Genomic DNA, 25103 nt, shown 5'->3' on the forward strand with positions numbered 1-25103 from the left:
AGCCCAATGACTGGGTTTGTTATTTTACAATTAGTTTTTCGGATTGTTTCAGGCTTCCATCATGAGATTCAAACTGAACAATGTAGTTTCCTGCCGGAACTCTGCTCAATTCATATTGATCGTCTCCTGAGTTCAATAATTTTGTTTCTACAATTCTTCCATTAAAATCATAAATTGTCAATTTCCCTTTGCTGTATTCATCCGGAACAGAAACTGTCAGTGATGAAGATTTGCTTGCCGGATTAGGATATAATTTAATTTGATTTTTAATGTTAATCTCTCCCGTATTGATCGCCTTTTGCCCCGCAGTTCTTGCTAATGCTGAACTTCCTGTTGTACATGGCAGATCTGTTCCCCAATTGGAAGCATCAACACCTGTCAATGTTAAAGTTACTCCGTTTCCGGAAGTATCCTGAACTGTAGAACCACTTCCTTCGTTAAACTTCCAATACGCAGCCAGTGAAGTTGCCGGAACGGATACATTACACATATTCTGACTGATTTCTGTCTGGCTTAATGCGCGTTTCCACACTCTTACCTCATCTATTTTTCCATTGAAGTTTCTGGAAGTATTATATAAATATCCTACATTGAATGCTCCTGTTGAATTTACACTTCCGGTTTGTGCTTTGGTGGCATCCAGAACACCATTGATGTAAATTTTCATATTGGATCCATCGTAAGTAGCTGCCACATGATACCAGGTATTGGCATTCAAAGCTGTTGCAGAAGCCAGTTTTTGCTGTACATTATTAATACTTACCACAAACTGAAGTTTATTATTCGCCAGACTGGCATCTCCTAATCGTAAGAATGCAGAATTGCCGTCGCTTACTTCTGTTCCCATGATAGAAGAAATATATGGCGACGCAGATTTGAACGATGACGGTTTGATCCACCCTTCAAAAGACAATGCTGAGCCGCTTAGATTCATACTTCCGGCCGCTCCTGATTCAGTACTTCCATCCAAAGACAGAGCATAAGAACCTGTAGGCGTTGTTCCTGAAGTACTTGTAAATCTTGGCGCAAACATATAGGCACTTTTCACGCTGCAGTTGGTTCTGATTCTCCAGTCATATTCGGTGTTGGCTGTTAATCCGGAAATGGTTACAGAAGTGGAGCTTGTCGCTGAAACTGCATTTGTCCATGTTGTTGAAGAAGCTGGTTTATAATCAACATCATAGGTATTGCTTCCTACGGCTGACCAGTTTAGTTTTGCGCTTGTGCCTGTAAGGTTGCTTGTGTATAATCCGATAGGGGCGTCACAATTGGTTCCCTGTGTCCAGGATTGTAAAGTACCGCTTAAAACAGTAGGTTCTCCGTATAAGGTTTGAGTTCCTGCTGAAAGCTGTGCCGTTTCATTCGTTCCATGTAAATCATACCACATGAATACGCCGTAACCTCCATTTTTAGTTTGGGTAGCCAGGCTGGTGGTGGTAGAATTGGAAGTATTTCCCATCCATACGGCAGCAGGAGAGATTTGTGCTTTGGTAAGAGGTGGTACATTCGGAGCAGAGAATGTTCCGTACATCGCGTTCCAGCTGTAATTGACATTATCTCCTACTCTGGCTCCGTTCCAGGAAAGTCTTGAAGCGGCAGGACCATAATAATAGAATGAAATAATCTTATTGGGTAATAAAGCTCTGAGTTCCTGAACCAGCATTACAAAAGAGCTGTCATTAGGCTGCCCTGTTCCGTTATTTCCGTATTCAGAATATTCATCATCAAAATCAATTCCATCAAGACCGTAGGTATTCACTGTATTGGCAAGCTGCAGAGCAAAGTCTTTTGCGGCTTCACGGGTAGGAAAATTACAGATTCCCGCTCCCTGATGGTTTCCTAAAATAGTGAGTACGACTTTCATCCCTTTCTGCTGAAGAGGCTTTATGTAGGTATCTGCATTGGTAAGAACCTTGGTTACGTTATTATTCGAATACAGATAGGCTCTTCCACGGCTGGTATCATAATTAATATTGGCCGCAAAGATATTCACCACATTAAACAGGTAGCTGTTCGATGTCTGCAGTTTGTACGCTCCCGCATTCAGGAGGTTGTTATTATTCACTTCCACATAGCATATTCCGGTAGGATTAAGCTGTTGTGCGTTAATCAGAGAACCAGACTGAAGCATCATGGCAATCAGTGCGGTAAAGATGGATTTTTTTTTCATTGTATAATTTTTTTAAGGTGTTTTGGTGTCTGAATTTTATATAGCAATCCCCTTATTCCTTCTTTTTCGGGAAGGAATCAATGATAAAAAAGCCATATAAAAGGGTGTGCTATGTCAGTAGCTCTGGGTTTTCGTTAAAGGTTTTCCATAACAATTCTCCAAATAAGGTATTGGCCCATGCAAACCATTCTCTGGTGAACTTTTTAGAGTCGTCTTTATGGAAGGATTCATGCATAAAGCCTGTTCCTCCGTGCGTTTTCTGTAAGGTATCTATGCACCATCTGATCTCACTTTTGTCTTTGGTAGTGAGTGCCTTCATTATGATACTCATTGGCCAGATCATATCCAATCCGATATGCGGACCTCCTATTCCTTCTGCCAGCTTACCTTTGAAGAAGAACGGGTTGTTTTCTGACCACACAAATTTTCTTGTATTCAAATACACAGGGTCATCAGCTTTCACCGCATCCAGATAAGGCAGTCCCAGCAAGCTTGGACAGTTCGCATCATCCATCAGGTTGTAGCTTCCAAAGCCATTTACTTCAAAAGCATATATTTTTCCAAATTCAGGATGATTGTAAATTCCGTATTTTTTGATGGCTGTTTCTACCTCATCAGCAAGGCTGTTCAATTGTTGAGCCAACGTTTTTTCATTTTTAATCTGAGTAACCATTTCCGCAGCCTGGCGTAAGCTTACCACCGCAAATAAGTTGGAAGGGATCAGGAATCCGTAGATGGTAGCATCATCACTTGGACGGAACATAGAGCTGATCAATCCTACAGGTTTCGTTGGATAACCATATCCTCCCATAGGAACTCCGTCTGTTGCCCAAGCCGTTGTACGCTCGAATTTATAAGGTCCTAAATCGTGTTTTCTCTGCTGTTCTGTGAAAGTCTGCAGGGTAAGTTTGATTCCTTTCAGCCAGTTGGCATCGAAAGGTTTTGTATCTCCGGTTGTTTTCCAGAAGTGGTAGGCCAGACGGATAGGATAGCAAAGCGAGTCGATTTCCCATTTTCTTTCATGGGTTCCCGGCTTCATATCGGTATGGTCATATTCTTTCCATTTACTGATCTTCTGGTCATCGTTATAGAAAGCGTTTGCATAAGGATCTTTCAGGATGAAAGTAGTCTGTTTATGGATGACTCCTGAGATCAGCTTGTGCAGTTTTTCATCTTTCTTCGAGAACTGCAGATAAGGGAAAACCTGTGCGGAACTGTCACGAAGCCACATGGCATCAATATCCCCGGTGATCACATAGGTATCCGGCGTTCCGTTGGTTTCCGTATAATAAACAGTAGTATCCAATGTATTCGGGAAGCAGTTTTCAAAAAGCCAGCTCAGCTCTTTGTTTTTCACTTTCTTTTTAAACGCGGCAATAGCACTTTCTACAGATTCGCTGGTAAAATGTCTTTTATCTTTAGGAACACGGACAACAGGAAAATCGTCCAGCACTAAATTTTTAGCAAAAACATTTTGAGTAAACAGCAATCCGGCTCCTGCCAGTGCACTTGTTTTAATAAAATTTCTCCTTTCCATTGATACTTTGTTTCGTTTATTTTTATGAGTCTTATTTTACTGGTTTGCTTCCCATTACGAATCTCAATTCGCCACCGTTCATAATATCGCTGTGATTCAGTTCCCAGCTTTTATATTCTTTTCCGTTCAGGAACATTTTCTGTACATAGATATTCTTGTCGGATATTTTGTCTGCAATTACGGTGAACGTTTTTCCATTCTCCAGTTTTAAAGAAGCTTTCGGGAATTGTGGTGCTCCGATGGCATAAACAGGTTTCCCAGGTGTTACAGGATAGAATCCTAATGATGAGAAAATATACCATGCTGACATTTGACCACAGTCTTCATTGTTAACGATTCCATCAGGTTTTGCTGCGTACATATTGTCACGGATATATTTTACCATTTTCTGAGTCTTATAAGGACTTCCTGCATAGTTGTACAGGTATGGAACATGATGACCTGGCTCATCCCCAAATCCTAAAGATCCGATGAATCCTGAAATATCTACGTGCTGTTCACCTTCCATATGAAGTGCTTCTGTAAAGGTTTTATCCAGTTTTTCTTCAAATCCTTTTTTCCCGCCATACAGATTCATCATTTCATCAATCTGGTGTGGAACAAAGAAGTCATAGGCCCAGATATTTCCGGAAACCCAGTGTGGCTGAAGTTTTTTCCAATCGTTAAGGGTAAAATCTGCTAAGAATTTGCCGTCTTTTTGTCTTGGCCAGAAGTGATTATTTTCTTTATTGAAGGTATTCAGGAAGTTCATAGAACGTTTTTTATATACTTCCGATTCTTCTTTTTTACCTAATTTTTCTGCAAGCTGCTGAATACACCAGTCGTCATATGAATATTCTAATGTTGCAGAAACTGAAGCTCCGTTTTCTGATGGAGTATAGCCTAATTTGATATAATCATTAAGACCGCCACCACCATCGCTGCTGCTCATTTTATCTGTTAAAGAAGCATCTTTCATCGCGGCAAATGCTTTTTCTGCATCAATACCCGGAACTCCTTTTGAAATGGCATCCCAGATTACCGAAGCACTGTGATAGCCCAGCATACAGAAGTTATCATATCCACAAAGCTCCCAGATCGGCATATGATCTTTACGATCTGTATATCTGCTGATCAGGGAATTGGCAAATTCTTTTGTATGTTTTTGATCCATAATAGTCAATAATGGATGTGTTGCTCTGAATCCATCCCAGTAAGAATACGTACTGTAGTTGGTGAACCATTTGGTATTCATGTTTTCCTGAGCGGCCACATAATCTCCATTCACGTCCATGTATAAATTTGGGGCAATGAAGGTATGGTAAACTCCCGTGTAGAAAATTTTTCTCTGGCTCTCTGTACCTCCTGTCACCAGGAATCTTCCTATCAGGTCTCTCCAGGTCTTTTGAGCGGCTTCTTTTGCTTTGGCAAAATCAACATTTGTTGCTTCTGTATCAAAATTTTCCTGTGCATTTTCTGTACTCACCGGAGATAATGATACTTTTACTTCAATGCTTTCCTGATCTTCTGTGGAAAATCTCACAAAAGCTTTAGCATCTTTGGCAAGGGCAATTTTTTCATCATTTTTGATTTTTCCGTCAGCATACACGCCGTAAGACTTAAACGGTTTGGAAAACTCCATCACGAAGTAAGCAAACCGTTTACCTCCCCAGCCGTTGCTGTAACAGTATCCTTTGATTTTATTATTACCTTCCACACTCACCAAAGTATGGTAGATATTTCCGAAGATTTTGTTGGTAGGATCAATAATGATATTAGCTTCACTACTCTTCGGAAAAGTATATTTATGAAATCCTACTCTTGGAGAAGCAGTAAGCTCTGCTTTAATTCCATAGCTGTCCAGCATTACAGAGTAATATCCCGGAGATGCAATTTCTTTATCATGGGTAAATTTTGAACGGTAACCCGTTTCCGGCTTGTCTTCAGATCCTGGAACCATTTTAACCTGTCCTACTGTAGGCATTACCAGAATATCTCCAAGGTCTGCCCATCCCGTTCCGCTCAAATGGTTATGACTGAATCCCATGATCGTTTTGCTGCTGTAATGGTATCCGGAACACCAATCCCAGTCGCCGCTTTTCGTATTCTGATCCGGACTCAGCTGTATCATCCCGAATGGCGTGGTTGCTCCAGGAAAAGTATGCCCATGTCCTCCTGTGCCTATGAAAGGATCTACCCAGGATAAAACATCGTTTTTATTTTGCTGGGCACTGGCTACAGAAATCAGGGTGGTAAAAAAGCAGATAAGCAGTTCTTTTTTCATGATATGAGAGGTATCGGAGATTGTTTTGTTTAAAAGTTGGTTTAAAAATAGGAAAACCATTATAAAATTCCCAGCAAACGGAAAAATTAAGATGATTAACCTATTTTCCTAAACTTTATATTACTGTATTAAATTGAATTCTTTTTCATAAAATCAATGATTTCTGAGATATATCCAAAGGCAATCGCAACTACGGTATCAGCAGCACCGTAATATACTGTTACTTTGTCTCCTTCAGTCAATGCTGCACAAGGGAAAACCACATTGGGTACATCTCCTGTCAGTTCATACAATTCAGCCGGAGCCAATAAATAAGGCTTCGTTCTGTACAACACTTTTGTAGGATCTTCAAGATCAAGCAAAGCCGCTCCCATTGAATATCTGAATCCTCTGCAGGTATTGATCACACCATGATAGAAAAGCAGCCATCCTTCTTCTGTTTTGATAGGAACCGGCCCTCCTCCGATTTTGGTACACTGCCATGCACTGTCTTCGAAAGGCGTTACTTTCATCACGCAACGGTGTTCACCCCAGTATTTCATATCAGGGCTATAGCTGATATAAATATCTCCGAAAGGCGTATGTCCATTATCACTCGGACGGCTCAACATGGCATATTTACCATTGATTTTCTCAGGAAACAAAACACCATTTCTGTTGAATGGAAGAAAGGCATTTTCACACTGAAAAAATTCTTTAAAATCAAAAGTATACCCAATTCCGATGGTAGGACCATTGTATCCGTTGCACCAGGTGATCCAGTAGCGGTCTTCAATAAAAGTTACACGTGGATCGTATTTGTAATCGGATTCAATCATATCCGTATTTCCTGCCTGCATTTCAATAGGGTCATGATTGATATCCCAATTGATTCCGTCTTTACTGAAACCGGCAAAAATATTCATCTGTACTGCCTTGTTATCACAACGGAACACTCCGGCAAATCCGTCCTCAAAGGGAATTACGGCACTATTGAATATACTGTTGGATGTTGGTATCGCGTATCTGTTAATGATCGGGTTTTCGGAAAACCTCCACATGATATCATTACAACCTTCCGGGCGATCCTGCCAGGGGATCATTACTGATTGAGCTGTCATAAAGTATTTTTTACTTTTTATTTTTTTATTATTATGAATTGATTTGTTGTTCTTTCTGATTTTCAGGGTAAGGGAAAGGAACGAATACAGTGGCCAAAAATGCAGGAATGGTAGCAATCAGTACCCAGATAAAGAACATTTTGTATCCGATCCAGTCACTGATCATTCCACTGAACATTCCGGGAATCATTACGCCAAGATTCATAATCCCTGTTGCAAATGCGTAATGTGCCGTTTTGTGTTTTCCGGGTGCAATCTGCTGCATCATGTAGAGCATAAGCCCCACAAAACCAAATCCGTAACCGAAATATTCCACTACCACCGCAATTCCTACCGGAAGAAGATCTGACGGCTGGTAATGTGCAAGTAGTGCATACACCACAAACGGAATATTGAATGCACAGCATAGCCATATCAGAGATCTTTTCAATCCGCGGGCTGAGATAAAATATCCTGCCAGTACGGATCCTAAGATAAATGCTGCCGAACCGTATGTTCCGTAAATAAGTCCGATATCTGAAGTAGATAACCCTAATCCTCCCGACGTTCTTGGAGCTTTAAAAAATAAAGGCGCAATTTTGATGGCAAATCCTTCTGCAAAACGATATAGTATAATGAAGAGGATACACCACAGAATTTTCTTTTTGGTGAAGAAAGAAGTAATCACTTCCAATAGTTCCTGACGAACGTTTCCAGCCGTTTTCTCTTCTTTATTTTCTTCCTTGTTTTCTTTCGGCAGAATGAAATAGTGATAAACTCCCAATACAAAAAACAACAATGCATAGATCACCATAATGATCATCCAGGCATGGGTTACGCCTTTTGTCTTTTCTAAAACCCCGGCAAAATAAACGAGTGCTCCACTACTGATAATCTTCGCCAGGTTGTAAAAAGCACCCTGCCATCCAATATACTTTGCCTGCTCTTTATTGGTCAAAAACCCAATATACGTTCCGTCTGCTACCACATCATGGGTAGCTCCGCAAAATGCAACTATCGCAAAAAGGGCAATACTGTATTTGAAAAAATCATGCATTGGCAGGCTTAAGGCCACTAATGCAAACAGAATTCCTATCGCAAACTGAGTAAAAACAACGAAGAATTTTTTGGTTTTATAGATCTCCAGAAACGGGCTCCAAAGAGGTTTTAATGTCCAGGAGAACATGATAAGGGCAGTCCAGAAAGTAATCTGCGAGTCCGAAACCCCCATATCTTTATACATGATTCCTGAAACCGCATTAATGGTTACAAAGGGCACTCCCATTGCAAAATATAATGTTGAAATCCAAAGAATCGGCTGAATCCGACGGGTTCCGGAGTTGTTTTTTCCCATATTTAAAATAAGATTCTAAATAAAAGAGAACATCTCAAAAATACATTCAGGCTAAAAAAACGAAACTATAAATTTTTTGGAGATTCTACTCTATTCTCCCGCCTCAATGAATGTATCAAATAAATCTGATCTTGAGATGTCTCTTTACTGATGAGTGATTCTGAATATTTTTTATTTCTTATCCCACCAAAGCTTTGTTCCTCCGGTATCAGGACCGTTCAGCATTTGAGCAGCTTGCTGGTAATTATATAATGATGTTTTGGTATCAATAGTAAAAGGAATTCTCCTTATCATTGCTTCTGTACTGATGGCTCCGCCGCTGTCATTCTTTCTTACCTTGAAAAGAACCGGATAACCTGTTCTTCTCTGCTCAGCCCATGCTTCAGGTCCATTCGGATAAAGGGATAGCCATTTTTGGGTAATAATTCTTTCTAATTTTCTTTCGTTGGTATCGCCGTTATTCCATGCAATCGTAATGGTACTTAACTGAGGGTTTCCAACAAGTACGTTATTGTCTGCATTTTTCGGATCAATATAAGGTGCTTCAGTAGAAGTATTATCGGCAAGATAAGCAGCAACATTAGCACTTTTCCCCCATTCTCCGAAAGACTGCTGAACTCCGGTTGTATAGTTAGTTTGAATATCTCCTGCTCCTGCATATCCTCTCAAAGCAGCTTCAGCTCTAAGGAACCAAGTTTCTGCAGCGGTGAATAATTTCATTTTACCATCGGTACCGGAAAAATAATCTCCGCTGGCAGATTTTGCCTGTGGCTGCGAGAACCCTCCGTACGTTGATTTACCATTTAATAAATCAATGCCCTGACGTATTCCTATATATTTTCCCTGTAAGCTTGGATCAGATGCAGGAATAGCATATGCCGGAAGTCTTGGGTCATTGTATCCGTTCATATATGCCATCAAAGGGGCTCCGATCAGACAATCTCCCCATGAGTAAATAATAAAACTCAATTCTGACTGTCCTACACTGATCAACGCATTATCTGCATTGTCAGTAATCAATCCTGCAGGTGAAGCTAGTGCTTCTTCTGCATATTGTTTAGATTTTGCAGGATCAGCATAGCTCATTCTCATGGCTAACCTCAGCTTTAATGAATTGGCAAATTTTGCCCATTGAGCCATATTTCCGCCATATACTAAATCTGCTTTTTTCAATGCCGATTTATCTTCTACATTCTGTGTTGCTGACATGGCAATTACTTTCTGCAAATCGTTAATAGCTGCAGTAAGATCAGCAATAAAATAGTTGTAGGCTTCCTGTTGAGAATCAAAATCAGTTACTCCATTCGGATTGGGTTTTTCATATTTGCTGTAAACTACAGGGCCATGACTGTCTGAAACTCTTGCGGCTGTAATGACTTTCAAAATCTTTTTTACAGCAAATGTTCCTGTAAAATCTACTCCTTTATAGATTTCCTTAGCCGTATTATCAATAATAAGAGAGTAATTGAAAATATCCTGTTGTCTGGCAATAATTCTGTTATTCCATCCGTCCATCATCGAATAAGTAAGATTATTTACCCCTCCATTAAATGGTGTTGCTGTACTGAACATTCCACTGTACATATCTGCACTAAGGTTAGGGTACAGCTGATAATCTGACTGTAATCCTCTCTGCATGGATTTCATGGGATCAACAACAGCGATGAAATCAGCGTAAAAATTTTCAGGACCTCCTGCTTTTTCCTGATTATACTGTTCAAAGTCATTTGTACATCCTGAAGCAGAAAATAACAGTACAGCTCCGAATGCCAATATTTTAATATGATTGATTTTCATTTTCTTAATTGTAAAAGTTAGAAGTTAGCTTTTAATGATAATCCAATAGATCGGGTAACCGGTAATCCGAATGAATCTACCCCTACTCCACCAGGTGTATTTCCTGATACCTGCTCAGGATCAAATGGTGCTTTTTTGTAGAAGAAAAATAAGTTGGTTCCTACTAAGCTTACGGTTGCGTTTCTCATATATTTAGATTGAATATCGAAAGTATATGAAATGGAAGCCTGGCGTAAACGTATTGTTGTAGCACTGTACAGATAGGCTTCATCAATACCTTTTCCAAACCCTTCTGTTGTTCCTACTGCTTTATAGTAATCTTTTGCATTGGTTAAACCCGTGTAAGCCTGTCCCGCATTTGGTGTTCCCGGTGCATATACTGCATTTGGAATAGATACACCTCCAGCATCTCTTGCATCAGCTGTAGACTGACTAACTCCATAGATATCGTTTGCTTTTTCTGTAAGGGAAAGTACCTTCCCTCCAAATTTACCATCAATAAGGAAAGAGATTCCCAGCTTACCAATATTAAAGGAGTTATTGAATCCCATAATAAACTTAGGGTTCGGATTACCCAGATAAGAAGGAGTACCTTCTGCTAATGGGATTCCTTTTTCATTCACTAAAATACGTCCCTGATCGTCTCTTTTAAACTTGATTCCGTAAAGATCACCAAAAGATCCTCCCAATTTCAGTTTGGTGTATTCCCCTCCTCCTGTTAATGAGAAAAGTTGGTTTTCTGATATAGGTAAACTTGGTGGAAACAATTCAACAATAGTATTTTTGTTAGCCGATGCATTTAATGTAGTTGTCCATCCAAATTTTTCTGAACTGAAGATCTTATATGACAATGAAGATTCAAAACCTGTATTTCGGATTTTTCCTGCGTTGATATAATATGATCCAGGAGCTATTCCTCCGAAATAAGAATCTATTTTTGTTTCTAACAATTGATTACTCGTATTGGAGTTGTAGTAAGTAATATCAAAACTTAATTTATTACTAAACATCCTTAGCTCTGTTCCAACTTCAAAAGTTTTATTAAATTCAGGTTTCGGAAACAGGTCTTTATACTTAGGATCAGTAATGAATGAACTCTTTGGAAACACAAGTGTTCCCGCATCTACACCAACAGTATATCCTTTATTATATTCAATCATAGCATTGGAAATATTGGTAGGCAACCCTAATCCTACCGTTGCATAAGATCCTCTTACTTTCCAGAAACTAATGACTTCCGGAAGTTTGAAAACAGAAGATAACACAGCATTAGCTCCTACAGATTCATAGTCAAATCCCGTTCTCCCTGTTAAGGCCAGACTGGAATCCCAGTCATTTCTAAAAGTCATGTCCACATAAAACATATTTTTATACCCTACTGTAGCACTTGCAAATACAGATTGTACCTGCTTCTTCATATTGGTATAGATATTATGATATCCATCACCAGGGGATCTTTTTTTACCCCATTCAAGATTACTCACAGTGAAAAGGTTAGGGTTTGTCAGATATGCGTTATCAATTTGTCCTATTTTATTTCTTGTTGTATTGATACTTCCTCCTAACGTAAAATCTAAAGAGAAAGACTCACTAATTTTAGGACTACCGATAAGCAACACGTCCCCATATGTTGAAGAGTTTTCATAGGTATTCTTAAGAATTCTTCCATTAATTCCTTCCTTAACAGCCAGTAAAGTAGGTGCTGAAAAAGCAGCAATATCACGCTGACTGTCTGAAATATTCCAGCTATAATTTCCTCTCACTCTTGCCGTTAACCAGGGATTGATCTGGTAAGATAATGAAAGCGCTCCATAGGTATTTTTATTGCTTACAGTAACCGGATTACGGTTTAAAATCCAATAAGGGTTCTGTGTTGGTGGGTTTCCTTTAAAACTTCCATCCGGATTAACCTCCCACCAGTTTTGAGCAGGTAAAAATCTTTCTTTATTTAAATAAGTGTAATTATCTGGACCATACTGATCAAAATCTACTCCTCTTGGCAACCAGTACAAACTCGTCAAAGGAGAAAAAGATGCTCCGGGAGTCTGTCTGTTCTTACTTTCCTGTAATGAACCGATGAAGTTGGCATCTAATGTTAACTTATCATCCAGAAACTTACTTGAATTTCTGAAAGAAACGTTATACTGATCAAAATAAGACATGGGAACCACTCCTTTGTTGGTGGTATTTCCGATTGAGAAATAACTTGTTGATCTCTCATTTCCTGACTGGAAAGAAAGGCTATTTACCCAAGTTGTTCCTGTCTGAAGGAAGTCTTTAAGATAATCTTTAGAAGATCCTTTTGCGCCCCAGCTTTCTATTGACTGTCCCGGCTGTGATCCCGATACAGAAGGGTCATAAGACAGATAACTGTGCTGCAGTTTTGGAAGACTGTATGCTCTGTCCACCGTAAGGCTGGAACTGTAAGTAATTGAGCTTTTCCCTGCACGTCCTTTTTTAGTTGTAATCAAAATAGCACCATTCCCTCCGGCAGAACCGTACAATGCAGAAGCAGAAGCTCCTTTCAGGAAGTTGATGCTTTCAATATCATCAGGATTGATGGAGCTCAATACATCCCCCGGATCCGGCATATTGGAATACTGTCCGATATCTGCTGATTTTCCTGTTCCGTTGATAATAGGAATACCATCAATCACATACAGTGGCTGTGCACTGTTGACAGACTTATCTCCTCTCATGACCACCCTTACGGAGCTACCTACACCATTGGTTCTGTTGATCTGTACATTGGAAACTTTTCCGTTGATCGAATTTAATAGATTGGGAGTTTTCACTTCTGTAAGCTCATCCCCGCCAATCTGCTGACTGGAATACGTCAAAGAGCGGGCCTGCCTTTTTATCCCCAAAGAGGTGACCACGACCTCCTCAATACTGGTTGTCTTCGTAGTATCAGCTGTTTTTTTCTCCTGTGCATTCGCAGTGAGTGAAAAAACAAACAGAACGGGTATAACTGCTTTTCTCATAAGGTATAGATTCGTTAGATTTAATTGAGAATCAATGACATTACTTTATTTTTTAATACAAAAAAAATTATTGTTCTTTCAGCAAAATTTTGCCGTTTATGTATTAAATTATTTAAAGTTTTGTTAAGATTTAATTCACATTCACAAATCTAAATTTTGTAACCAGTCTGATATAATACTATTTTATCATAAAACGATATTATTTTTTCAGCAATTAATTTTAAAAGACATTAAAACCCTATATATCAACATAATACAACACTCTCCAAACATTAAAAAAAAGAGGATTTATTCTGATATTCTGACAAAATAAAAGAAGATTTTTGCACAGAATTTTAGTGCAAAAAATAGTATGTTAAAAAGAAAAAATAAATTTTTAAAACGTATTATTCAATCTTTTTAACTCCTTTGAACTGTTCTCTAAATTCGGTTGGAGTTGTCTTTTTGATCGACTTAAATACTTTATTAAAGTTGGCGATATTATTAAAGCCAGCCTCAAAAGCAATTTCAAAAACAGTCAGATTCTTTTCCATCAACCAGCGTGCAGCATAGCTGATTCTTATCTCGTTAAGATAATTGATAAAGGTTTTTCCTGTTCTTTTTTTAATAAACCTATTGAACGTCACATTGCTCATATTCACCAATGATGCTGCATTATCCAGTGTAATTTTGTTTTCAAAATTTTTATGGACAAAATCATGAACCACTTTCATTTTATCATTATCTGCGAAAGTTTCAAGTTCAATACTATACGAAGATAAAAGTGTTTTATCCTCTGCCACAGCCAGTTCATTCAGAATCTTCATAATTTCTATGAAAGATTCAAAGCTGTTCATCTTTGAAAGATTGAGAAACGAATCTTTTAGTTTCTCGGCAGTTTCTGTAGAAAAAAGAATTCCCCGGATGGAATCTTTCATAAGATTATTGATAGGTTTCAGGATATTTTTCTCCATCAGTGACTGATTAAAGAAATCCTGATTGAATTGTATGGTAATTTCGTGGGTCTTTCTGTTCTTACATCTGTAATTAGCCCAGCAATGCGGTAAATTTGGACCTACCAACACCAATTCTATATTTCCGATCTCTCCGGTATGATCTCCCACCATTCTTTTGTAGCCCTTCCCCTTATAAACAAAATTGATTTCTATTTCCGGGTGGTAATGATATGGAAAGTCGAAGGAGGCCTTAATCCTGTCAAACACGAGAAAACTATCCTCAGGAGATAGTGGAGTTATTTCTCTCAGAATATTTTCTAATTCGCTCATACAGGCAGTTATGAAAAAAAGTTAATACTTTTAGGTTACAATACAAATCTTTGTAAAAATGATAAAATAATATCAATGTAAAAACATATTTCCAATTTATTTTTATTTCAATTTTATATATCAAACATAAGAAATCATAGGTTGGATAATTTAATACGGATCAAATCATGCTTTTTTGTATCTTTAAACTAAAGTTAAAGGATGCCGCAACAGCTTATTTTTGAAGACCACTATAAAAGACTCGGACTGGAAGTATTTTCAGAAGAAAATCTGGAAAACTTCAACGGAAATCATTTCAAAACTGATATCAAGGTGTTTTTTATTCCTCCCGGATATGAGCTTACGGTAGACTTTAATCATTATAGAACAAAGAAACCCTCTCTGTTTTTTCTGACCAACCAGCATCTAAGCATACAAAAAGGACAGGACGAATCAATCCTTCTTTTTTATAACAGAGATTTCTACTGTATCCAGATCCATGATAAGGAAGTGGCGTGTGACGGGCTTCTTTTTCATAATGTATTTGAAATTCCTTTTGTGGAACTTGACAACTCAGAAGCCATTCTTATAAAAAGTTTGTTCCAGAATATCCAGGATGAACTTGAATGGAGAGATTCTTCTGCAGAGGAAATGATCAGAACGTATGTAAAACAGATCATCATACGGGCTACCCGCAAATGGAAGAAACAAAACTTAGACAATGATACCATCAGAATTCCTGGCAGCGAACTTGATATTTTCCGGGATTTCAGCAGACACCTGGAAATTCATTTCAGAGAAAAACATAATGTCGCAGATTATGCAGAACTTCTTCACATTGCTCCAAAAACTTTAACTCATAAATTTAAAAACTTAAAGCTGGAGTCTCCCAACCAGTTTATCATTAACAGAATTTTATTAGAAGCAAAAAGATTACTATTCTATACGGATAAACCTGTAAAAGAAATTGCCTATGATCTCGGATATGAAGATCCGGCTTATTTCAACCGTCTTTTCACCAATAAAACAGGAAGCACTCCCGCAAATTTTAAAAAAAATTACTCTACGGGAAAAAAGTACAATATTTAAGTCATTTTATCTATTGAAAGATCCTTATCGCAGACATACCTTTGTAACATCAAAATCAAACAATACTAAATACAAAAAAACAAACATTATGAGACGTAACGCAACAGCCGTTTGGAACGGTACTATTAAAGAAGGAAAAGGACATTTAACGACTCAGAGTACAACTTTAAACCAGACTCAATATTCTTTCAACAGCCGTTTTGCAGACGGTGTAGGTACCAACCCTGAAGAATTGCTGGCAGCTGCCCACGCAGGATGTTTCACCATGAAACTTGATGCCGAATTATCTCAGGCAGGGTACAATCCTGAAGAATTAAAAACAACTTCTGTTATTACCCTGGATCCAAACATCGGAAAGATTACAAAATCTGAACTGACATTAACCGCTAAAGTGCCGGCAATCTCAGAAGAAGAATTCCAGAAGTTTGCGAAAATTGCAGAAGAAGGATGCCCTGTAAGCGCCGCATTCAACTTTGAAATCACATTGAATGCTACTTTGGAAAACTAATTTAAGTATTCATTCAATATCAATAGAAACGGGCTAAAGCCCGTTTTTTTAATTTAAAAGAATCCGTTGGCTTCAGCCAAAACTTAAATCCAAAACATTGAAATTAATTATTCTTTTTCAATAAAATATACCGAGTGGTATATTTTTGTATATTTGCATCATATTTAAACATTTATAATGTCGAAGGCAGAAAAAACAAAACAGCACATCATTGAGAAAACAGCAACTCTTTTTAATACCAAGGGTTATATTTCCACTTCGCTGTCAGACATTACCCAGGCAACCGGACTGACGAAAGGCAGCATTTATGGAAATTTTGAAAACAAAGATGAAGTAGCCATTGAAGTTTATAAATACAATGCCGCCGTGTTGAGTAAAACCCTCAGCCGCTCCTTTGGCAATGAATTTCCTACTTCATTGGATAAACTCCATGCATTTGTAGATTTTTACCGAAAAAACTGGACGTTTGTCTTTGCCAACGGCGGCTGTCCGCTGATGAATGCTGCTACGGAAGCTGATGACTCTTTTCCTGCTTTAAAAACTCAGGTGAAAAGGTCTTTTACACAATGGATGACAAAAATATCAACTACTATCGCTGAGGGCCAAAACAAAGGTGAAATTGATCAAAAAGTCAATGCTGAGCAATATGCTTCTCTGTTCATCATGCTTATTGAAGGCGGAATCCTGCTTTCAAAAACAATGGGTGATCAAAGTTATCTCAACCATGCCTTAGATAAGGTGGCCCAAATGATTGATCATGAACTCAATATTCTTCCATCATAAATAATACCATATGGAAACAAAAAAAGTGGCTATTGTAGGATACAACAGAATTCCTTTTGCCAGAATGAATACCGCTTATTCAGAGCAGGGAAACCAGGATCTTCTGCTTGCTTCTCTGAACGGATTAATAGACCGTTATCACTTAAAAGGAAAACGACTCGGAGAGGTTGCCGGCGGCGCAGTCATTAAACACATTTCCGAAAGCAACCTCATCAGGGAAACGGTGATGAATACAACGCTGGATCCCGCTACTCCTGCCTGTGATCTTCAGCAGGCATGTGATACAGGAATTGAAGCAGCTGTTTATATTGGGAATAAAATTGCCCTGGGTCAGATAGACTGTGGTATTGCATGCGGTGTGGAAGCCATGAGCAACATTCCTTTTGAATCTTCACCAAGGTTAAGAAAAGCACTGCTCAAAGCCAATAAAGAAAAATCAGCGTTTGGAAAAATAAAACAACTGCTAAGCCCGAAGCTGAAAGACTGGATGCCCATTCCTTATAAAGGGCAGGAACCCAAAACAGGTCTTGTGATGGGTGAACATACAGAAATCACTGCCCAATATTACAATATACCAAGAGAAGAACAGGATCAACTGGCATTAAAAAGCCATCAGAACATGGCAAAAGCTTATGATGAGGGATTTTTTGATGATATGATCACTCCAGCTTTTGGGCTGGATAAAGATAATAATCTGAGACGTGACAGCAGTATTGAAAAATTATCACAGCTGAAACCTGCTTTTGATAAGCAGAACGGAACCTTAACGGCAGGAAATTCAACTCCATTTACAGATGGTGCTTCTGCAGTTTTGCTTGCCAGCGAAGAATGGGCGATAGCCAATAACCTTCCCGTCTTAGCTTATATCACTTTTTCAGAACTGGCAGGAATAGAATATGTTGAAAATAAACAGGATTTACTTCTAGCTCCTGTTTTTGCAGCAGAGAGAATGCTTAAAAAAGCAGGCATGAATTTGTCAGACTTTGATTACTACGAAATTCATGAAGCATTTGCAGCACAGGTCCTGGCTACCATAAAAATCTGGGAAAATGATGAGCTGGCCAAAAAGTTCGGATTGGAAAAAGCGCTGGGAAAAATAGACAGAAATAAACTGAATGTAAAAGGAGGAAGCCTTGCAGCCGCCCATCCTTTTGCTGCAACCGGAGGAAGAATTATCGCAACACTGGCAAAATTACTTCATGAAAAAGGCAGTGGAAAAGGGTTTATATCCATTTGTGCAGCCCGTGGGCAGGGAGTAACGATGATTTTGGAAAAGTAATAAAAGCCTCATCCTATATTCAAAAGAGCAGATTCTTTTATTATGCAGTAAATAATATGATTGATTATTCGTCTGCAGAGAAAGAAAATTGATAATATTGCAGTGCAAAAATTAGCTGATAAAAGAAGTAATTAAAATAAAACATGGGATAAACAGGGTTTATCTTATGAAAGTCTAATCTATTAAAAAATAGTAACTACATATGAAGAGAGTTGTCATTACAGGATTAGGTGCTGTGACACCTTTGGGAAATAATGTTGAAGATTTTTGGCAAAACAGTATTAAAGGAGTCAGCGGAGCAGGACTCATTACCCATTTCGATACGGAAAAATTTAAAGTACATTTTGCCTGTGAGGTAAAAGGCTTTGATCCAAAAGTATATCTGAATCATAACGAAATCAAGAGAAGTGATCTGTTTACACAATATGCCATGTATGCTTCTGCGGAAGCGATTCAGGATTCAGGCCTGGAGCTTGAAAAAATGGATCCCTTCGACACAGGAGTCATCTGGGGAACAGGACAGGGCGGAATGTGGACTTTTGAAAAGGAAGTGATGGATTTCGCTGCAGGTGATGGAACGCCACGTTTCAATCCTTTCTTTGTACCGAAGTTTATCGCCAATATGGCTTCGGGAATGATTTCTATGAAATATGGTCTTCAGGGAATCAATTATACAACAGTTTCTGCCTGTGCTACAGGAAATACGGCATTGATGGATGCCTTCAATTATATCCGTTTGGGAAAAGCCAAAGTAATCATCAGCGGTGGTTCTGAAGCAGCTATCACTCCGGCTTCTATCGGAGGGTTCTCTATTATGAAGGCCATGTCGACAAGAAATGATGATTTTACAACGGCCAGCCGACCTTACGATGCAGACAGAGACGGATTTGTAATGGGTGAAGGTGCAGGAGCCCTGGTGCTTGAAGAATATGAACATGCTGTTGCCAGAGGAGCAAAAATTTATGCAGAATTAGCAGGAGCCGCCATGACTGCAGACGCTTACCACATGACAGCACCTCATCCTGATGGCGTTGGAGCTATAAAAGCAATGCAGCTGGCAGTGAAAGAAGCAGGAGCCAATATGGAAGATATTGATTATATTAACCCTCATGCTACTTCCACTCCATTAGGAGATATGGTTGAATTAACAGCCATCAATAAAGCATTTAAGGGAAGTAAAAACCTTGATATCAGTGCCACAAAATCCATGACCGGCCACTTATTGGGTGCTGCAGGAGCGGTGGAAGCCATTCTTTCAATCAAAGCGATTCAGAATGGAATTATTCCTCCAACGATTAATCTTCACAATATTGATGAAAGTATTCCTAAGGATATCAATATCGTTTTCGGAGAAGCGAAAGAAAAGAACATCAATTTTGCGTTGAGTAATGCCTTTGGATTCGGAGGACATAATGCCACTGTAGTATTTAAGAAATTCAGCTAATCAGATTAAATAATTGAAAATCCCTGTATGAGAACCATGCAGGGATTTTTTATTTATTTTAAAATTTAAAAAGCAGCCAAAACTGACTGCTTCAAACATAACGAATTATATACCCCTTATAAAGAGATTGACTTGTAACTATTGAGCATCCGGGATAAAAAAATCATCGGCATTTTCAGCAATCGGAATATAGAGTCTCTCCCATTCTTTGCTTTTCACCATATCCCAGCTGTGGCCGGTTCCTTTAAGGTCTTCTGCAAGAAGAACTACTCCCGGTTTAATCATAAAAGTAGAACCATCTGTTACTTTAAATCGTATATTGCCCTTGATGGTAATCACATATTGTCTTCTGGGAGCCGGATGTGCATTTTTTTCCCACTCCTCCGTTTTATTGCTCATCCAGAATGTTGTGGTATTCATATGTTTAAGAGTAGGTATTTTCCCTTTCTCAAAAGAGCATGAGCCGTCAGGATTATTAATTAATCTTATGGCAGGAATAAACTCAGTGGAGCTCTCCGCAGTAACGCTCACATGGTTGTGTTTTTTATGTTGTGCATTCATAAATCCTACAGTACTTACTACTAAAACAAGGCTTAAGCCCTTAATGATGTTTTTCATTATAAATTTAAATTTTTATTTTTAATTATAAACAGTATCGTAAACCAGCATTCTGTCAAAGAATGGTTTATATTTCTGAACCAGAGCAAGATGTTCAGGAAGTTTCCCATACGCTTCAAGCTCTTCCAGACTATCGAATTCCATAGAAGCATTATAAGTAAATGTGCTGTCTAAAACGCTTCTCGGGCTGGAAGCTGCCGGCTTTCCGTAACGGAGATTCTTCTGATAAGGAAGCTTTTTAAGGCCTTCAAAAAAGTTTTCAAATTCTTTTACTTCGGATTCTGAAAGGTCTTTTCTAAGCCAGAACAACAAATAATGGAAGTACACTTTTTTCTTTTTTTTAGGATTAAACATGGGTAAAGCAGACGCAAACATATTTCCTGAGATCAGCAGCAAAGCAGAAGCCTGGACTGAGCGGAATAAAAATTTTCTTCTTTCCATTGCCATTTATTTTAATTAAAATCTATTCTGTATTTAAGGACGAACTGCCATTTCCGGTCAGAAACTACGGCATTGTTTGAAGGGTCATTGGTATAAACAGGTCTGTTCTGAGCGTCAAAGGTTAAACGGGAAGACATTCCGTTCATCAGCAGAGATATTCCTGCATCATAGATCACAGCATTATCATGAAGCCCTTTCAGATCTGACAGCTGCATTCCTACGGCAGGCTGAAGCTGCAGGTTTTTCTTTTCTTTATCCAGATAAGGCAGGGTTCCTCCCAGTTGTACATAATACGTATTTCCGGTTCCGATAACAGGCATTGCATTTCCTGCTCCATTCAGACTCGCTTGTGTAACATCTACAGAAGTTGCAGGATTATTGGTACCTACATACCGGATATAATTGGGTCCGTAGTCGTTATGCATGGCCATCCCATAAGCGCTTATTGACGTTCCTTTTTCTTTATTCAGTGGTGCATCATAAAATAAATCTACTGCAAAGCTTTTCATATCATCATTCACTGTATTCTTACCGGAATCCAGATGCCATAATGCATTGTGAATATAATCAAACCCGGCTCCCAGACTCAGTACATTCTTCTTCCCTACATAAGTTCCTGCATTAAAGGGAGTGGAAATATTTTCCTTGTCCAAAAAAGCATATCTGAAATATCCTGAGAAGTCTTTTCCGGGGGAGTTTTTACTAAAGGAAGCTACATTCAGTTTCGGATCAGAAGTTGCCATGGTATAAGGATCAGCCACTACCAGACGGTAATCAAATCTTCCGAGCTGTCCTTTAATATAGGCACTCAATTCCCTTACGGTATAATCTGTTGCTCCCGCATTGGAGGTTGCATAAGCCGGCAGGTCGTATAACAGCGTATTCAAAGGTCCTGTAGTAAATCTTGAAAGGCCGCGCCATGTAGAACGTCCTGCCCCAAAAGCAATTTTATCATTAAAAGCGTATTCAGCATAAGCATCCAAAAGGTCAAAATAGTTACTTCCTTTTGCATTGACATTCACGTTGGTAGTTCCACCCTGCAATACAAACATCAGCTTTTCTGTTGGTTTATAAGTCATTTTTACACGAACCCTTCTAAGCGAAAGGTCAGACAGGTCTGATTTTGCTTCGTTATTGACAAGGCTTCCAGGGTTAAGCTGGGTATATCTGGCCCACAATTCTGCATATCCGCTAAAGGAAATATATCTTGAGTGATCTTCATTGAAATAATGAGTCAATCCGGGATTATTAAAATCATTTTTTTTCTGGGCTTCTAATTTCCCCATAAGTCCTAATAAGGAAAACAACGCAATTGCTGTTTTGAAAGAGGTAGTCTTCATATTTTTCTATTCTTATCTTTTGTTGATTTCAACGGGACAAAATTAGATTGCTAAAAGGCCAACAGGTATTAGAAATCTATTAGAAACCTTATAGAAAACTATTAAAAGGGGGAATGTTTTCTGATAAAAGAAAAATATAAAATACCTTTGTACAGTGCTTTGGGAATAAATGAAAGTCAGGCTTTTAAAATCAAAAAAACGCTTGAAAACCAACACCCTTATTCATCGTATTTCTTTATGAAAATTTTAATTGTAGAAGATAATTCACGCGTTTCAAGCCTTTTGAAAAGAGGGCTGGAAAGCCAGCAATATCAGGTTTATATTTCGGAAGACGCAGAAGATGCGATTGTCCTGCTGAATAAAATAACATTTGATCTGGCCATTACGGATATTATGCTCCCGAAAATGAGTGGTATTGATCTGTGCAAACTGATCAAACAGCAATATCCTGACCTCCCCATCATCATGCTTACCGCTCTTGGAACGATTGATGAAAAAATTGAAGGATTTGACGCCGGGGCAGATGACTATATGGTGAAACCTTTTGAGATTAGGGAGCTCTATGTGAGAATCAAAGCCATTCTGCAGAGAAGATCAATTAAAAATAAAGAAGCCTATCTGAACGATCTGGAATATTATGACCTGAAAATTGATAAGAAATTTAACAGGGTTTTCAGAAACGGAGTGGAAATAGAACTCACTCCCAAAGAATTTAAACTCCTGGTATTTCTGGTAAGCAATGCCGAAAGAATTCTTACCCGTGAAGAAATTGCCGAAAATGTGTGGGGAAATCATTTCGACACAGGAACCAATTATATTGATGTCTATATTGCTTATTTACGAAAAAAGATTGATAAAAATTTTGATCATAAACTGATTCATACCAAACCCGGAGTAGGATTCATTTTTGCTTCACAATTATGAAAATAGCAACCCGAACAGCACTCATTTATTCCATCCTTACGGCAGGCATCCTATTTTTGTTTGCCTACGTTCTTTATTTTGTTTCTGAAAAAAACAGAGAAGATGAATTCAATGACCGGCTGGGATACAAAGTGATCTGGCGTTCAGAATTTATATTTGATGCCAGAATCAGTGATGAAAAAATCCGTGAACTTCACCAGCGTAACCAAAAACTTCTGAATGAAGCAGACATCAGTGTTTATAACAGCAAAAAAGAGCTTACCTTCACAGATGTTCCTCCTCTCAAAAGCAATGAAAAATACCTGAACAAAATTACCCGGTCCCATAAAAACAGAATATTCTGGCAGCAGGGTGACCGTCAGTATATTGCCATGCAGTTTCCATCCAACGGAGAAAAATATTATATCATCGGAAGCGCAGTTGATGTTACGGGAAAAGCCCATATTTCTGAGTTTAAAAAAGATATTATCATCATCTACATCAGCTCCATTGTTATCATCTTTATTATAGGATTTCTTTTTTCCTATTATACGCTTAAGCCTTTAAAGGATATCATTCTCCAGATCCGTGATATTTCAGAGCACAACCTTAATAAACGGCTGGATATTCCCAAAGCAAAAGATGAGATTTATGAACTAACGGAAACTTTTAATTCTACCTTCAACAGACTTGAAAAATCCTTCAACAATCATAAGCAATTCGTCACCACTATTTCCCATGAGTTCCGGACACCTCTTTCTACCTTAATTGCTGAGCTTGAGCTTGCCAAGGAACTTAACGTGACCCTGGATGACTATAAGCTTTCTATTGACAATGCCCTGCAGGATGCGAATGATGCTTCGGAACTATCTTCTGCTCTTTTGGATTTTGCCAGAGCCAGCTATGATGTATCACAAATCAGTTTTACCAATCTACGTCTGGATGAGATTTTGGCAGAAGCCAAACTTGCATTGCTGCAGAAAAATGCCAGTTACAAAATCGGGATCAATTATATGAGCAATGCCTCAGATGATGATGAAAACAATTATGATTTTTATGGCAACCCTTACCTGCTGCAGGTTGCTTTTTCCAACTTAATAGAGAATGCCTGTAAATATTCGGCAGATAAAAGCTGTCATATCGAGATAGAAACCCAACAGGAACATATTAAAATCCATTTTATTGATCATGGGATCGGTATTTCAGAAAAGGATCTTTCAAAAATTTTTGATCTTTTTTACCGCGGTTCCAATAAGAGCTTCGAAAAAGGAAACGGAATCGGTCTTTCCATTGTAAAAAGAATTGTAGAAATACATGAAGGAAAATTGACTATCAATTCTGAAGTATCCAAAGGAAGTGTATTTACTGTAGAATTTCCCTCCAAAAATTAAAAAGCAGTCAAAAATGACTGCTTTTTAATTTATGCTTTCAACCATTCTGAGGAAGAAAGATAATTCTGATCAGGATAATAGATGAACAGACAGTTTTTGCCTTTAATCGTATTGATTATAGATTGTGTCAGTTCTCTTGGGACGGCAGGACATCCCCAGCTTCTTCCGATTCTTTTGTGCATCGCAGCAAATGCATCACTTACATAATCCGCACCATGCATTACAATTGCTCTTCTGTATGCAGCATCATTAAAGCCCTTATCCATTCCCAATAATTTCAGAGAGTATCCGTTATCACCCTGATAGGTTGCATCCGTGATATAAAATCCCAGGCTGCTCTGCAGCGAACTTTCCCTGTTAGAAAAATTCGTCGCAAATTCTTCACCGGTATTTTTTCCGTGTGCTACTAGAGAGTTGAACAGAACTTTTTTGTCTTCAAGGTCAATGATCCAAAGTCTTTTTGTGTTAGAAGACATAGAAAAATCGCAGATAGTTAATAAATGCGAGTCCTGGGTAAGCAATCCTGCTTTTTTTAAATTTTCATAGCCAGTCAATGCTTTTGAGAACACATCATAATTCAGTTCATGCCCCGGCTCAAATGCAATAGATTGGTACAGTGCTTCTGATGAAGACACTGCTGCAGTGTTCTTCTCAGATTTCGTTTCAGCTACTTTTTCAGTTTTCGTTGTTTTCACATTCTCACTTTTCGCCACCACTTTTGGGGAAATGTAGAATGAAGTCGTCACCATGTAAACAAGGCCTAATACGCTATAAAATCCTTTCATTCAATACTATATAAATCCAAATTAGTGGGGCAAAATTATAAAAACATAATTACCAAGGGGTTATAACTCTACAAAGTTTAACGCTATTTAAGAA

General features: G+C 38.4%; 19 protein-coding genes. 7 read left to right on the forward strand and 12 right to left on the reverse strand.

What is annotated here, in order from left to right; genetic code table 11:
- Positions 1 to 19: 19 nt before the first annotated feature.
- The 8 genes from AB1278_RS22665 to AB1278_RS22700 form a co-directional block, all read right to left on the reverse strand.
- Complete coding sequence (locus tag AB1278_RS22665; protein ID WP_429817146.1) at positions 20 to 2170, reverse strand: endo-beta-N-acetylglucosaminidase H; 2151 nt, start codon at positions 2168 to 2170, stop codon at positions 20 to 22.
- A gap of 109 nt (positions 2171 to 2279) precedes the next feature.
- Complete coding sequence (locus tag AB1278_RS22670; protein ID WP_343643627.1) at positions 2280 to 3707, reverse strand: glycoside hydrolase family 125 protein; 1428 nt, start codon at positions 3705 to 3707, stop codon at positions 2280 to 2282.
- 31 nt (positions 3708 to 3738) lie between these two features.
- Positions 3739 to 5970: a GH92 family glycosyl hydrolase gene (locus AB1278_RS22675; RefSeq protein WP_429817149.1), complete on the reverse strand. Its 2232-nt coding sequence runs from the start codon at positions 5968 to 5970 to the stop codon at positions 3739 to 3741.
- A 128-nt stretch (positions 5971 to 6098) separates the two neighbouring features.
- The gene (locus AB1278_RS22680; protein WP_047376309.1) at positions 6099 to 7070 is read right to left on the reverse strand and encodes a glycoside hydrolase family 130 protein; all 972 of its coding nucleotides are present in this window, start codon (positions 7068 to 7070) and stop codon (positions 6099 to 6101) included.
- Between the two features lie 31 nt (positions 7071 to 7101).
- Complete coding sequence (locus tag AB1278_RS22685) at positions 7102 to 8403, reverse strand: MFS transporter (RefSeq protein WP_429817152.1); 1302 nt, start codon at positions 8401 to 8403, stop codon at positions 7102 to 7104.
- A gap of 171 nt (positions 8404 to 8574) precedes the next feature.
- Positions 8575 to 10200 (reverse strand): SusD/RagB family nutrient-binding outer membrane lipoprotein, encoded by a 1626-nt coding sequence (locus AB1278_RS22690; RefSeq protein WP_277693771.1) that lies wholly within the window; start codon positions 10198 to 10200, stop codon positions 8575 to 8577.
- 17 nt (positions 10201 to 10217) lie between these two features.
- A complete protein-coding gene (locus AB1278_RS22695) occupies positions 10218 to 13184 on the reverse strand; it encodes a SusC/RagA family TonB-linked outer membrane protein (protein ID WP_429817155.1) in 2967 nt (988 codons plus the stop codon).
- A 386-nt stretch (positions 13185 to 13570) separates the two neighbouring features.
- Positions 13571 to 14449 (reverse strand): AraC family transcriptional regulator, encoded by an 879-nt coding sequence (locus AB1278_RS22700; protein ID WP_202841803.1) that lies wholly within the window; start codon positions 14447 to 14449, stop codon positions 13571 to 13573.
- A 201-nt stretch (positions 14450 to 14650) separates the two neighbouring features.
- On the opposite strand from AB1278_RS22700, the gene AB1278_RS22705 reads away from it, so the two are divergent.
- The 5 genes from AB1278_RS22705 (at position 14651) to fabF (ending at position 19531) form a co-directional block, all read left to right on the forward strand.
- On the forward strand, positions 14651 to 15517 hold the full coding sequence (locus AB1278_RS22705) for a helix-turn-helix domain-containing protein (RefSeq protein ID WP_411414180.1): 867 nt from the start codon (positions 14651 to 14653) through the stop codon (positions 15515 to 15517).
- An 88-nt stretch (positions 15518 to 15605) separates the two neighbouring features.
- A complete protein-coding gene (locus AB1278_RS22710; RefSeq protein WP_429817159.1) occupies positions 15606 to 16025 on the forward strand; it encodes an OsmC family protein in 420 nt (139 codons plus the stop codon).
- A gap of 177 nt (positions 16026 to 16202) precedes the next feature.
- Positions 16203 to 16808, forward strand: coding sequence for a TetR/AcrR family transcriptional regulator (locus AB1278_RS22715; RefSeq protein ID WP_429817162.1), 606 nt, complete (start codon positions 16203 to 16205; stop codon positions 16806 to 16808).
- 10 nt (positions 16809 to 16818) lie between these two features.
- Positions 16819 to 18087 carry an acetyl-CoA C-acetyltransferase gene (locus AB1278_RS22720; protein ID WP_429817165.1) on the forward strand — a complete coding sequence of 423 codons (1269 nt, stop codon included), beginning with the start codon at positions 16819 to 16821 and terminating at the stop codon, positions 18085 to 18087.
- A 202-nt stretch (positions 18088 to 18289) separates the two neighbouring features.
- A complete protein-coding gene (gene fabF, locus AB1278_RS22725; RefSeq protein WP_110008354.1) occupies positions 18290 to 19531 on the forward strand; it encodes a beta-ketoacyl-ACP synthase II in 1242 nt (413 codons plus the stop codon).
- Between the two features lie 138 nt (positions 19532 to 19669).
- Here fabF and AB1278_RS22730 read toward each other — a convergent pair whose 3' ends face one another.
- The 3 genes from AB1278_RS22730 to AB1278_RS22740 are packed head-to-tail and all read right to left on the reverse strand — an operon-like array spanning position 19670 to position 21930.
- Complete coding sequence (locus AB1278_RS22730) at positions 19670 to 20149, reverse strand: hypothetical protein (RefSeq protein WP_227941155.1); 480 nt, start codon at positions 20147 to 20149, stop codon at positions 19670 to 19672.
- Between the two features lie 21 nt (positions 20150 to 20170).
- Positions 20171 to 20590, reverse strand: a complete 420-nt coding sequence (locus tag AB1278_RS22735; protein WP_429817168.1) for a Dabb family protein — start codon at positions 20588 to 20590, stop codon at positions 20171 to 20173.
- Between the two features lie 11 nt (positions 20591 to 20601).
- Positions 20602 to 21930, reverse strand: coding sequence for a hypothetical protein (locus tag AB1278_RS22740; RefSeq protein WP_429817171.1), 1329 nt, complete (start codon positions 21928 to 21930; stop codon positions 20602 to 20604).
- A 237-nt stretch (positions 21931 to 22167) separates the two neighbouring features.
- On the opposite strand from AB1278_RS22740, the gene AB1278_RS22745 reads away from it, so the two are divergent.
- Positions 22168 to 22854 (forward strand): response regulator transcription factor, encoded by a 687-nt coding sequence (locus AB1278_RS22745; protein WP_110008607.1) that lies wholly within the window; start codon positions 22168 to 22170, stop codon positions 22852 to 22854.
- Positions 22851 to 24224 (forward strand): HAMP domain-containing sensor histidine kinase, encoded by a 1374-nt coding sequence (locus AB1278_RS22750; protein ID WP_110008351.1) that lies wholly within the window; start codon positions 22851 to 22853, stop codon positions 24222 to 24224. The genes AB1278_RS22745 and AB1278_RS22750 overlap by 4 nt, the downstream gene beginning before the upstream one ends.
- Positions 24225 to 24253: 29 nt before the next feature.
- Here AB1278_RS22750 and AB1278_RS22755 read toward each other — a convergent pair whose 3' ends face one another.
- Positions 24254 to 25009, reverse strand: a complete 756-nt coding sequence (locus AB1278_RS22755) for a murein L,D-transpeptidase catalytic domain family protein (RefSeq protein ID WP_411414179.1) — start codon at positions 25007 to 25009, stop codon at positions 24254 to 24256.
- Between the last annotated feature and the right edge of the window lie 94 nt (positions 25010 to 25103).

This window comes from Chryseobacterium sp. NRRL B-14798 (assembly GCF_050470705.1).
Lineage (GTDB): Bacteria > Bacteroidota > Bacteroidia > Flavobacteriales > Weeksellaceae > Chryseobacterium > Chryseobacterium cupriresistens.

Bases quoted from the DNA above. Each gene is read 5' to 3' on its own strand.
- AB1278_RS22750 (WP_110008351.1), top strand. From the start codon at position 22,851: ATGAAAATAGCAACCCGAACAGCACTCATTTATTCCATCCTTACGGCA.
- AB1278_RS22700 (WP_202841803.1), bottom strand. From the start codon at position 14,449: ATGAGCGAATTAGAAAATATTCTGAGAGAAATAACTCCACTATCTCCT.
- AB1278_RS22685 (WP_429817152.1), bottom strand. From the start codon at position 8,403: ATGGGAAAAAACAACTCCGGAACCCGTCGGATTCAGCCGATTCTTTGG.
- AB1278_RS22715 (WP_429817162.1), top strand. From the start codon at position 16,203: ATGTCGAAGGCAGAAAAAACAAAACAGCACATCATTGAGAAAACAGCA.
- AB1278_RS22675 (WP_429817149.1), bottom strand. From the start codon at position 5,970: ATGAAAAAAGAACTGCTTATCTGCTTTTTTACCACCCTGATTTCTGTA.
- AB1278_RS22755 (WP_411414179.1), bottom strand. From the start codon at position 25,009: ATGAAAGGATTTTATAGCGTATTAGGCCTTGTTTACATGGTGACGACT.
- AB1278_RS22665 (WP_429817146.1), bottom strand. From the start codon at position 2,170: ATGAAAAAAAAATCCATCTTTACCGCACTGATTGCCATGATGCTTCAG.
- AB1278_RS22705 (WP_411414180.1), top strand. From the start codon at position 14,651: ATGCCGCAACAGCTTATTTTTGAAGACCACTATAAAAGACTCGGACTG.
- AB1278_RS22710 (WP_429817159.1), top strand. From the start codon at position 15,606: ATGAGACGTAACGCAACAGCCGTTTGGAACGGTACTATTAAAGAAGGA.
- AB1278_RS22690 (WP_277693771.1), bottom strand. From the start codon at position 10,200: ATGAAAATCAATCATATTAAAATATTGGCATTCGGAGCTGTACTGTTA.
- AB1278_RS22720 (WP_429817165.1), top strand. From the start codon at position 16,819: ATGGAAACAAAAAAAGTGGCTATTGTAGGATACAACAGAATTCCTTTT.
- AB1278_RS22735 (WP_429817168.1), bottom strand. From the start codon at position 20,590: ATGGAAAGAAGAAAATTTTTATTCCGCTCAGTCCAGGCTTCTGCTTTG.
- AB1278_RS22730 (WP_227941155.1), bottom strand. From the start codon at position 20,149: ATGAAAAACATCATTAAGGGCTTAAGCCTTGTTTTAGTAGTAAGTACT.
- AB1278_RS22695 (WP_429817155.1), bottom strand. From the start codon at position 13,184: ATGAGAAAAGCAGTTATACCCGTTCTGTTTGTTTTTTCACTCACTGCG.
- fabF (WP_110008354.1), top strand. From the start codon at position 18,290: ATGAAGAGAGTTGTCATTACAGGATTAGGTGCTGTGACACCTTTGGGA.
- AB1278_RS22745 (WP_110008607.1), top strand. From the start codon at position 22,168: ATGAAAATTTTAATTGTAGAAGATAATTCACGCGTTTCAAGCCTTTTG.
- AB1278_RS22670 (WP_343643627.1), bottom strand. From the start codon at position 3,707: ATGGAAAGGAGAAATTTTATTAAAACAAGTGCACTGGCAGGAGCCGGA.
- AB1278_RS22740 (WP_429817171.1), bottom strand. From the start codon at position 21,930: ATGAAGACTACCTCTTTCAAAACAGCAATTGCGTTGTTTTCCTTATTA.
- AB1278_RS22680 (WP_047376309.1), bottom strand. From the start codon at position 7,070: ATGACAGCTCAATCAGTAATGATCCCCTGGCAGGATCGCCCGGAAGGT.